This window comes from Flavobacterium sp. (genome assembly GCF_044369455.1).
Lineage (GTDB): Bacteria > Bacteroidota > Bacteroidia > Flavobacteriales > Flavobacteriaceae > Flavobacterium.
In genome coordinates this window covers 1-10,961 of sequence record NZ_JBIPLW010000060.1, presented here as the reverse complement: position 1 = coordinate 10,961, position 10,961 = coordinate 1, and the positions used below count along the sequence as shown (strand labels likewise).

The window sequence follows — 10,961 nt, the reverse complement described above, 5'->3', positions numbered from 1 at the left end:
GGCCCGATCCATCCGCTCGAACCACCGTCGCGCGCATTGTACGCACGTTCGCATGCCGTCCACCTGGCAGATTGGTTTGCAGTTCCGTGTAGCCAATCAACGGCTGCTCGCTAGTTGGCTCATCAGCTAGAGTATGGCCAGCGAGTACAAGATTGATGCTCAAAATCAACAACACCATATCGAGAAGTTGTCGTGTCATGTAGATGTTCCCTTCCTCCTGGAGATTGGCCCCGCAACGGTTCCCGTCGAGGGTTCGGAAATCACTACCGCGATGAAGCGGTTGATCGGCCGACTTGCGCGGCTGAGGCTTTATGGACCGGGTCGAAACTGCAGAGCATACAGATCCGCCTCCTGCATGACGATGCGTAGGCGAACCGGTTGGCCGATGTGGGATGAGACGTCGCCGCCTTTGGTCCAAGCGACCGGTTGCTCGATGGCATCGCCGACTAGATTGCGGCAATCGGCGAGCGTGAAGCCTGGGATCGCTTTTCCAGCGGCGTCTTGCAACTCGACTCTCATACTGCCACCGGCGCTCGTTGCGTAGTTGACCACGAGTTCCTTGCCGGAGAACATGAACGGTTTCGTGACCAGCTCCCCGACGTCCGCGCCGACATGCACAGACGCGAAGCCGTCGAGCCGCAGCGTAAAGCGGCGAAAGGGAGTCGTATAGATCGACATCTCGGCAGGGCCAGTTGGAACGATGTTAAGCGCCGCGTAGTTCGAGCGATTACCCCAGCGCGCCGGATCCAGGCCAGGGCGAATGAAGGCTTCGCGAAACGTACGATCGAAGGGGCCGTTGCCGCGAGCTGTCATGAAGAGGATGTCCGTGCTCTCGCCACGACCAGGATGAAAACGCGTTGGAGTTGCTACGTAGATATGCGTCGCTCGAAAATAGGGATGCGTCAGCGTCGTGTAGATATGCTCGCCGTCGAAGTTTGGTTTGAGCGGCACTGGTTCCGTCCACGTTACGAAATCGAGTGATGTTGTGCGGCAGACTGACCGCAGTTCCTTGTCTAGGAAATGGCGGAAGTAGCAGACGTAACAACTCTCGCTTTCGGACCAGAACGAGACGTTCTGCGAGTCGAACGCGTATTCCTTCGTATAAGTGACGACTGGTTCGGGCTGCAGCTTTCGCCAGCGGATGCCATCTCCCGAAAGGAACGCAACCAGCCCCGTCTTCACTGTTCCAGCCAGCGCTTTGAATCGCTCGTCGGGTGGCACATTCGGTCGGGCGTCGAGAAATGGCGAGAAGTTATGGCAGAACGGCGCCTCGTGTAGGATAACATTGTTGTCTTTGCTGCCGTCAATCTCAAATAGCCCTAGCTTCGGCTTTGTCCAATGGATGCCGTCGCGGCTTTCGCAGTACCGAGTGACCTCCGGAGTATCACCATCGAACTTGGCTCCGCGGCCTTCGCGCGTATAGAGCCGAAAAAGTTCGTTGTCCTTAATGACGGTCCCGTATTCGAGGTTGTCGGCTGGTTCGGTCATGGCCGGAGCAAGTTGTGGTTCATGCAGCTTGAGCGTCGCGTTGTCGAGTCGATCGATCAAGTACCGATCAACGAACAGCTCGCGACGTGAGCTGATATCCCGCACATTCGCTCCGGTTGGTTCATCAATCGGTGCGGCTATGGCCGTCAACACCAATAAAGCTGACGCCAATGCGATTGCGTTGAATCCGGCAATTGTTCTTCTGTGCATTTGAACCGATCTAAAGTTATTATGGACCGAGCCCCACGAAATGGATGGTTGACAGAGTCGTAGCCTACCTGAGGCAGGCCAGAAACTCAACCAAATCCCGCAGTGAAGATGCGGCACTCGCCGTTTCGAGATCCAAGTCATTTGCCGAATAGACTTTTCATGCCAAGCCGTAACTCGCTCCGGTTTGGCACCACCGCCTTCTTCACTCTCGTCACCACCCTACTGTCGATGTGACTTTAGCGGAGTTGTTCCAAGAGCCAGTTTGCTGGCGATGATCGCAATTCAGAAATACTGAAGGCGCTCGGAGTTGACGTGTAGGCTTGCACACACAGTGCGTGGGCCCCGTGCAGTTCGGAGATTGGAACAGTGCGGTTCAAATGATTGACAAGCGCCTCCATCCGCAGGGGTTTGGGCGCCAAGCTGCAGGCCAGGTCGCACAGGTCGCCGGCTGTTAGTGCTCCCGGCACTGACGCGCTGTGCGGGATCAACACTGCAAAATTCGTCAATACGTCGTGGTAGCTGGCCAGGCCGCCTGCCAGGTAGACAGCGCGGATGTCGTCCTCGAACAGAGCACCTAACAATACCAGTTGGCTGCCCAGCGGTTCCGGCCCACGAGGCCATCCGTCAACGTTGCGGGGCACCTTGAAGTCGGTGTTTGCTGGGTTCGGCGGTGCAAAGGCGTCGCCCCAGAGGGCGATCTGCGAACCATGGACGTCTTTCCGATCACGCAGGTAAGCCAGGATCGAGCGTAAGTCACGCAGCCGTTGGCCCAGCAATGTCTCGCCGAACAGCTGCAGGTTCGTTGTCAGGTCGATATCGTCCGCGCGCGATTCGCCGATACCGCGCACATCCGGTAGGACAACCATCACACCAGACTGGATGAGCTTCTGTAACTCCGTTGATCGCTCCTTGAGGAATCCAGCCTTGCCGGACTGTGCCAAGCCAATGACCACTGGAACCTTGTCAAGCTGCTTGGCCGGCGAGAGGACCAGCACAGGCACGACGATTCCCGGTTCCACTTCCAAGACGATGCGTTCGACCTTCGCGCCAGCAATGGGTTGGTCATCGACCGCAGTGGCTTTGATCACGGGTGACTTGGCCAGCGAAACTTCACCCAGCAGCTTGCTCCAGTCGGCTCGCAGGAGCTCGCGACGCTCAGCCGGCGACTTTCCGATGAGCCGTTTGCGGGCGGCGTCGATGCGTTCCTGGCCGATGGCACTCATCAGTTGATTCAGGCTCTGAGGCTTTAATTCCTGCCGGGCCTGGTCGGTCAGGCAGATTAGTTCCGCAGGCATGCGAGGTGCGCTGTATTCGTCTTTCGCAGTGACCTTGATGCCAAACCAACGCTCGAACAGTGGATGAATCATCTGCCTGTGGAAAACGCCGATGTTGTTGCAGTGCGAGGCCTCGGGTGGACGCTGGCTGAGCAGGCCTTTGCCATGCGCGAAGCCCAGGTTTTCGGGCGTATTGTAGAACTCGCCCCAGATTTTCTGATACCGTTTCCAGACTGGATCGCGCTCCTGATCCCAAGAGAATTCGTGGGCATGAATCAGCCGGCGCGGCGCGATGCTGCCGACAATGACCCAGTGCAAAAAATCGTCACGGCCGCCGAGTCGCAGACCGCGAGTGGACTCCCAGTAAGCACCTCCCAGGTAGTTGAAGCTTGTCTCGGCGTCCTCTGGCAGGGGATAGCGAGTTTCCGGTTGTGGACCGCCAAAGTTAAACGGCACGCAACAGGCAATGCGGTGATCGAGAGAAGCCGTGACCCCCGCCGGGTCGCCGCCACCCGCGACAGCACCCAAAAGAATGATTTTCTTGGCGTCAATGCCGTCACGTGCCAGAAGTAGATCAACGCCGCGCATCAGATCCCAGGCCATCCAGCCCATCAGACTATCGCCCAGCAATTGAAGTTGCACTCCGGTGTCCTGGCGAAAGTAATAGTCTTGGCGACCTGTTCGGTACGGCTTCGCGTAGTCTTCGTCGCTGCTGAACGGATGCGAGCGACGCTCGCCGTAGCCCACCTGGTCGATCACCAGGACCAGACAGCCGGCGCGAGCCCAGGTCATGCCCATGTCCTGAAGCTCGCTATCGCGTTTGCCGCCATGATGAGCGTGCGCTATCAGTATGCCCGGCATCGAATCAGTCGGCTTGTCGGGCACATAGAGGTTGCCCGTTACCCATTGACCAGGGCGACTTTCGTAGACGGTATTCTCAATCTTAAAACCTTCGCCAGTGAGAATGCTCGTAGTGCGGACATTGAGCTTAGCGGGAGGTGCAGGATAGTCTCCTAGCGAACGCCGCAGCGCGGCCACTCGCTCGTCGCGAAACTTCTCCCATTGTTCCCGCGATGCGATTTGGGACCACTGCTCGCGGTTGCGAGTGTTGACCTCGGCCGTGCGGCGACGAATCACGCGGTCGATCATGCCCACCGCTTCACTCCGCTGCTCCTTGGTAAGGACATCCGGAGCGAGCTTAGCGAAGTCTGCCGCATCCTCTGCGGCGGTCGGCGAAGCTGGGAACAACGCGAAGACGAAGACATAGAGGGCGAGTAGCGGAAATAGCAAACGGCAATTTGCAAATCGCGGCTTCTCCGATTCCAATCCATCTACCGGCGCAGTTTCAACCGCTGCCATTCTGCGTTGGGTTGGTTCGTCCAAGATGCACCGCTGATTCCGTGGCTGTTCCCATCTATTGTTGTACTGAAGCTCGTGGTTGCCGTTGTGTAGTCGACGCGTAATTCCTTTGCCGGCAGTAGCCCGACGCCAAGCAGAGGCGTTTGACCTGAGTTCGCAAACCAATTCAATTGGCATTGATAGGTCGATATTTCAACTTGCGAGCCATCTGCCAGAGCACCTTCGATGGAACCGGTGACTTCCCGTTGGATGTTTGGTGCATAGAAAAGTCCATGTTTCTCAACCCATTTTCGTAATGACTACCAGTACTTCTAATCCCCAAGCATCAGCAATGATACTGACATGCCGACCCCGCGACAATGCTCGAACTTCCCGTGTAAATGATGGTGATGGGACCAAACCTGTTGCTGTCCGATAGGGATATGCTACGGTGAACGGCTTGAACTTGTACAATCAAGCTAGTCTTCCCGCATCAGCCTTCCGCTGCGAAGTTCCACGAAATACTATGACACAACGAATCTTACAAGGCCGTCTCCAAGTCGCAACTGTTCTGAATGATCTGCTTACCCAACGCATCTGTCCTGGTACGGGTCTCAAGCCAATAGCGGTCTGGGAGGCGTTTGAGAGAATTGTTACCGACCTCACACCTCGAGTCCGCGCACTGCTGGCCAAACGTGACGATCTTCAGTCCAGCATTGACGAGTGGCATCGCACGCACGCTGGCCAACCTCATGACGCAGAAGCCTACAAGAGGTTCTTAATTGAGATCGGTTATCTATTACCGGAAGGGCCAGATTTCTCGGCAATCACAGAGAATGTCGATCATGAAGTGGCGAACATTGCTGGGCCGCAACTGGTTGTGCCTGTGACCAACGCACGCTACGCGATCAATGCCGCCAACGCTCGCTGGGGCAGTCTTTATGACGCGCTCTACGGAACGGATGTAATTCCTGAAACCGACGGCTGTAAAAAGTCCGGTGACTTCAACCACAAGCGTGGTGCGAAGGTTATCGCCTTCACACGCGAGTTCTTGGATAAGGCTGCTCCACTCGCAAGCGGCAGCCATAAGGACGCAGCAGGATATGCCGTGCAAAGTGGAAAACTCTTAGTCACATTGATTGACAGCCAGCAAACCACTTTGGCCGACGTTACGAAATTTATCGGCTATGTTGGGGAACCTGCATCGCCGTCGACCATTCTTCTCGTCAATCATGGTTTGCATATCGAGATTCAATTTGACCGCGCTCACCCCATCGGCAAAACCGATGCTGCAGGTATCAAGGACGTAGTGCTCGAATCCGCGATCACAACGATTCAGGACATGGAGGATTCCGTTTCAGTTGTAGACGCGGCGGATAAAACGCATACTTACGCGAATTGGCTGGGGCTGATCCAAGGTGATTTGTCCGAGACCTTTGAGAAGGGTGGTCGTTCGCTGACTCGCACGCTCCACCCTGACCGTACCTATTCTAAACCGGACGGTGGCACGATGATCCTGCCGGGACGCAGTTTACTCTTTGCGAGAAACGTCGGCCATCACATGTTCACGGATGCCGTGCTCGATAGCGACGGTAACGAAATTCCAGAGGGCTTTCTCGATGCATTTTTCACCTGCCTGATCTCGTCTTTCGATCTAAAAGGCCTAGGGAAGTTCCGTAATTCCCGGACCGGCAGCATTTACATCGTGAAGCCCAAGATGCACGGGCCGGAGGAAGTCGCGTTGACCTGCGAACTCTTCGGTCGTATTGAAGATGCACTCGGACTACCTCCTTCATCGGTCAAGGTCGGAATCATGGACGAGGAACGCCGAACCACAATCAATCTAAAGGAGTGTATTCGCGTGGCGAAGGATCGCGTGGTGTTCATCAATACCGGTTTTCTCGATCGCACCGGTGACGAGATTCACACCAGCATGGAGGCAGGTCCGGTCGTTCGAAAGAACGTCATGAAGTCGCAGCCTTGGATTGTTGCCTATGAAGATTGGAATGTCGACAACGGACTCGCATGCGGACTGCGCGGTCGCGCGCAGATCGGCAAAGGTATGTATGCCATGCCGGACCTCATGGCACAAATGGTCGCGACCAAGCGAGCGCATCCCATGGCCGGAGCGAATACAGCCTGGGTCCCCTCTCCCACGGCAGCCACACTTCATGCCCTGCATTATCACGAAATCAATGTGGCACAACGCCAAACAGAACTTGCCAAACGATCGCGAGCCAGCCTCGACGATATTTTGACTTTGCCAATGCTCGGTACGACATGGCCAACTTCTCAAGAAGTCCAGCAAGAACTCGACAACAATGTCCAGAGCATTCTCGGCTACGTTGTAAGGTGGATTGACAGCGGTGTGGGTTGTTCGAAAGTGCCCGACATCCACGACGTCGGCCTCATGGAAGATCGCGCCACGTTGCGCATCTCCAGCCAACACATCGCCAACTGGTTGCGGCACGGTGTCTGTTCGCGGGAGCAAGTGACCGAAACACTTCGGCGAATGTCAGCTGTAGTCGATCGTCAAAACGCGAGAGACCCAAGTTATCGACCTATGTCGCCAAACTTTGACGAAAACACTGCATTCCAAGCCGCTTGCGACCTTGTGTTCCATGGCAGCGTGCAACCTAACGGCTACACCGAATTCATTTTGCATGCTCGTCGGCGAGAAGTGAAATCTCGCAAGCATTAGGGAACGACAATATGAGCCACCTTGCTATTCAACACTTAAAGACGCTGCTTCGGCCAGAGCAGTTGCTGCTGCGTTCAGAGCAACTTGCCGTCTACCAAAGCGACGGGCTGACGGCATTCCAGCAATCACCACTTGCCGTTGCCATTCCAGTGACCACCGATGAAGTCGTCGCATTGGTTCGTTTGTGCCATCAACACCACTTGCCATTCGTCGCCCGCGGCAGCGGTACGAGTCTGTCCGGCGGCTCATTACCCGTTGCGGGGGGTATCATCATCGCGATGAATCGGCTTAATCGGATTCTGAAAATTGATCCGTTGAATCGCATTGCCGTCGTTGAGTCGGGCGTTATCAACGCGGCTGTAAGCATTGCGGCTGCTCCGCATGGTCTGTACTATGCCCCCGATCCATCCAGTCAGACTATCTGCACCATCGGTGGCAACGTCGCATTCAATTCTGGGGGCGCACATTGCCTCAAATATGGGATGACCGCTAACCATGTCCTAGGTATGAAGGCTGTGCTAGCCACTGGCGAAGTCGTCGAGTGGGGCGGGGTAAGTCGCGAGAGTGTTGGCCCGGATTGGTGTGGGCTGTTCACCGGCAATGAGGGTTTGTTCGGCATCGCGCTCGAGGTCACGCTGCAACTGTTACCCAAAGCTGAGTGCTTCCATACGGTGCTGGCCGGATACAATTCACTAGAAGAGGCAGGCGACACGGTGTCTGCTGTGATCGCAAGTGGCTTGCTGCCTGGCGCGATGGAGATCATGGACGCACTCGCACTAGAGGCTGCTGTAGCTGCCGTACATGCCGAGTATCCCGCAGGTGCAGAAGCGGTATTGATCGTCGAGCTTGAAGGGCCGCGCGAAGTGGTCGCAGAAGACCGCAAGCGTCTCGACGCGATCATCGCTGCCAGCAAGCCAATCGAAGCGCGTCCAGCGCGAGATGCCGAAGAACGAATGGCTATTTGGAAAGGGCGCAAAAGCGCATTTAGTGCCGTAGGACGGCTTTCACCGGACTTCATCGTTCAGGACGGAGTCGTGCCACGTCGAAAGCTGGGGGAAGCATTGCGCCGCATCGGCGAAATGTCGCGAGAGACCGGTATTCGTGTTGCCAACGTTTTTCATGCGGGTGACGGCAATCTGCACCCACTCATTTTGTTCAACGGTCGTGTTCCCGGAGATCTCGATCGGGCCGAGGCACTCGCCGGTCGTATCTTGAAGATGTGTGTCGAGATGGGAGGCTCGTTAACGGGCGAACATGGTTTGGGAGTCGAGAAACGCGACTTCTTACCGGACATGTTCCGTGAGGAAGAAATTGATTGTATGAAACGCTTGAAGTCAGCGTTTGATCCTCTCGGTATCGCGAATCCAGGGAAGATGTTTCCCGGATCCGAGGCTCCCTCGCTCACGCAACACGGACTGCATCCGTTGGAAAAAGCAGGAGTCATCTCCCGCGAATGAACGCAACACTCACTCCAGCCAATACCGCCGAACTTGTCGAGGCAGTGCGTTCGACGCCGCGTCTCATCGCAGTGGGTTCGGGCACGAAGCCGCGTCTGTCCGCCGTCAGTGCCGTGAAGCTCTCCACGGCAAAGCTCACGGGTATCGTGGAATACGAACCGAGCGAATTTACCTTTACTGCACTGGCGGGTACACCGTTGCGCGAGATCGTGGAAACACTCGCAGCCCAAGGACAGTATCTACCTTTCGATCCGATGCTTGTTGCGAAGGGCGCGACGCTTGGAGGAACGGTCGCTTCGGGCGTCAGCGGCCCCGGACGTTTTCGATTTGGTGGGCTGCGTGACTTTATCCTCGCGGTTCAATTTGTGGACGGTGCAGGACGACTGCTGCGGATGGGTGGAAAGGTAGTCAAAAACGCTGCCGGATTCGATCTTCCCAAATTCTTTGTCGGCAGTCTCGGACGCTTTGGGATACTCACCGAGATTACCTTCAAAGTTTTCCCTCGCCACACGTCAAGACTCACCTTGATGTTGGAGACGGTCGGTCCAGAAATCGCCACACAAATCCTTACGCAGGCGGGAGCATCCCGATGGGAACTCGATGCACTCGACTGGCTACCCGATACAAAAAATATTGCCGCAAGACTCGTTGGCCCGACGGAATCGCTCGACGCGCTTGCCAACGAAATACTGAACCGCTTTCCTGGCGAAAGGCTGACTACCGAAGTTGCTGACGAAAAATGGGGGGCGCTGACGGAGTTCGAATGGGCAAAAAATTCTAAAGCCCTTGATGCAAAGGCAGATTCCGCCTTGCTCCTCAAGATGCCTACGACGCCAGTCACATCTGCGTCGCTTCGCGGGACCCTCGAAGAATTTGGCGCGACGGTTCTCGTCAGTGGAGGTGGCAATGTTGCGTTCGCGTCGTTCTCATCGGACGCGAAGGTGACAGCCATCGATGCCAAATTGAAGCTGCTGAAGGTACCCTGCATAACGCTTCGCGGCGATGCTCCGTTGTGGCTTGGCGCTCGGCACGATTTCCAGATTGCTGCAGCTGTAAAGAATGCCCTCGACGCAGAGAATCGTTTCCCAGGCTTAGAGGAATTTGACTGAGATGCTGCACCATATTTCAACCGACAAGTTTGGGCCTCTGGGCCTTCCGATGGCAGAAACTATTGAGCGCTGCGTTCATTGTGGCTTCTGTCTCGCTGCTTGTCCCACCTACCAGGAGTTGGGACAGGAAATGGATTCCCCTCGCGGCCGTATCGTCCTTATGAAGGAAGTTTTGGAAGGCAAACTCGATTGGGATACTGCTCAGCCGCACGTGGATCGCTGTCTGGGTTGCCTCGCTTGCGAACCCGCCTGCCCAAGCGGTGTGCCCTATCGCGATCTGATCAGTCCTTTCCGAGCGTTGGCGCAAGAGAAGTTCAAGCGGAGTCCGGGCGAGAGATTTGCGAGGTGGCTTTCTGCGAAGACGGTGCCGTATCCGACTCGCTTTCGAATCGCTGCTACGCTCGGAAAGTTAGGAAAGTTCTTCGCGCCGCTGATGCCGACTGCACTCAAGCCCATGCTGGAGCTTCTACCGGCGAAACTACCGCCGAAGCAAAGCTGGCCTGAAGTCACACCCGCCCAATGCGAACGCCGAGCCCGTGTGGCGTTGCTCATCGGATGTGCGCAGCAGGTGCTTGATCCCGATATCAACACGGCCACCATTGAAGTGCTCTCGCGGAATGGTGTGGAAGTGGTCGTGCCTCGCACGCAAGGTTGCTGTGGCGGGCTCGCGTGGCACACCGGCAACCTCGATGCTGCCCGCAATTTTGCGAAACGCAACCTCAACACCTTTCCTACCGATGTAGATGCAGTACTCACCAACGCCGCTGGCTGCGGATCGGCCATGCATGAGTATCATCTCGTCCTCGCCGGCACGCCCGACGCGGCTCGAGCGGAATCGTTTCGCCATCGCGTTATGGACGTAAGTGTCTTTCTCACCAAACTCGGTCTATTGGATAAGCCGCAAGGCTTCGGTGCACCGCTGAAAGTCGCTTACCACGACGCCTGTCATTTGGCCAATGCTCAAGGCGTGCGCCGCGAACCACGCGAACTGCTCCGCACGATTCCTGGACTGCAACTCTTGGAACTGCCCAACGCTCATCTATGCTGCGGTAGCGCAGGAAGTTACAACATGGAACAACCAGAGATCGCGGCATCACTTGGAGAGCAAAAAGCACGCGCCGTGATCGCGACGGGTGCGAGCGTCGTTGCGTCCGGCAATATCGGTTGCCTGACTCAGCTTCGTGTCCATCTGGCCAAATTGGGATCACCTATCATGATTCGTCATACACTGCAGGTATTGCGCGATGCATACGACAATCAAGGTTCATAATTTTTTTAGCATCTTCACTTCAATCAATAAGAACGCAGACGAATGAACAACCCGACCCCGCAACTTCCTATCTACGGAACATCCATCACTCTAGAACAAGCACGCATGGTTGCT

The 10,961-nt window shown here is 56.1% G+C and carries 7 protein-coding genes; 4 read left to right on the top strand and 3 right to left on the bottom strand.

All coding sequences use genetic code 11. From position 1 onward, the window contains the following. The 3 genes from ACIQ2L_RS14075 to ACIQ2L_RS14065 form a co-directional block, all read right to left on the bottom strand. Window positions 1-199 (bottom strand): hypothetical protein (locus ACIQ2L_RS14075; protein ID WP_396159934.1); only part of this gene is annotated, 199 nt, incomplete at its 3' end. A 110-nt stretch (window positions 200-309) separates the two neighbouring features. After that, window positions 310-1,698 carry a hypothetical protein gene (locus tag ACIQ2L_RS14070; RefSeq protein WP_396159932.1) on the bottom strand — a complete coding sequence of 463 codons (1,389 nt, stop codon included), beginning with the start codon at window positions 1,696-1,698 and terminating at the stop codon, window positions 310-312. A gap of 236 nt (window positions 1,699-1,934) precedes the next feature. Next, window positions 1,935-4,331, bottom strand: a complete 2,397-nt coding sequence (locus ACIQ2L_RS14065; RefSeq protein ID WP_396159929.1) for a hypothetical protein — start codon at window positions 4,329-4,331, stop codon at window positions 1,935-1,937. Between the two features lie 505 nt (window positions 4,332-4,836). On the opposite strand from ACIQ2L_RS14065, the gene ACIQ2L_RS14060 reads away from it, so the two are divergent. The 4 genes from ACIQ2L_RS14060 to ACIQ2L_RS14045 are packed head-to-tail and all read left to right on the top strand — an operon-like array spanning window position 4,837 to window position 10,847. Continuing rightward, window positions 4,837-7,011: a malate synthase G gene (locus ACIQ2L_RS14060; RefSeq protein WP_396159927.1), complete on the top strand. Its 2,175-nt coding sequence runs from the start codon at window positions 4,837-4,839 to the stop codon at window positions 7,009-7,011. Between the two features lie 11 nt (window positions 7,012-7,022). Continuing rightward, the gene (locus ACIQ2L_RS14055) at window positions 7,023-8,468 is read left to right on the top strand and encodes an FAD-linked oxidase C-terminal domain-containing protein (RefSeq protein ID WP_396159925.1); all 1,446 of its coding nucleotides are present in this window, start codon (window positions 7,023-7,025) and stop codon (window positions 8,466-8,468) included. Beyond that, the gene (locus ACIQ2L_RS14050) at window positions 8,465-9,577 is read left to right on the top strand and encodes an FAD-binding protein (protein ID WP_396159923.1); all 1,113 of its coding nucleotides are present in this window, start codon (window positions 8,465-8,467) and stop codon (window positions 9,575-9,577) included. The genes ACIQ2L_RS14055 and ACIQ2L_RS14050 overlap by 4 nt, the downstream gene beginning before the upstream one ends. Window position 9,578: 1 nt before the next feature. After that, window positions 9,579-10,847 carry a (Fe-S)-binding protein gene (locus tag ACIQ2L_RS14045; RefSeq protein ID WP_396159921.1) on the top strand — a complete coding sequence of 423 codons (1,269 nt, stop codon included), beginning with the start codon at window positions 9,579-9,581 and terminating at the stop codon, window positions 10,845-10,847. Window positions 10,848-10,961 lie beyond the last annotated feature (114 nt).

Coding starts and splice junctions, on each gene's coding strand:
- ACIQ2L_RS14055 (WP_396159925.1), top strand. CDS start 7,023: ATGAGCCACCTTGCTATTCAACACTTAAAGACGCTGCTTCGGCCAGAG.
- ACIQ2L_RS14045 (WP_396159921.1), top strand. CDS start 9,579: ATGCTGCACCATATTTCAACCGACAAGTTTGGGCCTCTGGGCCTTCCG.
- ACIQ2L_RS14050 (WP_396159923.1), top strand. CDS start 8,465: ATGAACGCAACACTCACTCCAGCCAATACCGCCGAACTTGTCGAGGCA.
- ACIQ2L_RS14060 (WP_396159927.1), top strand. CDS start 4,837: ATGACACAACGAATCTTACAAGGCCGTCTCCAAGTCGCAACTGTTCTG.
- ACIQ2L_RS14065 (WP_396159929.1), bottom strand. CDS start 4,331: ATGGCAGCGGTTGAAACTGCGCCGGTAGATGGATTGGAATCGGAGAAG.
- ACIQ2L_RS14070 (WP_396159932.1), bottom strand. CDS start 1,698: ATGCACAGAAGAACAATTGCCGGATTCAACGCAATCGCATTGGCGTCA.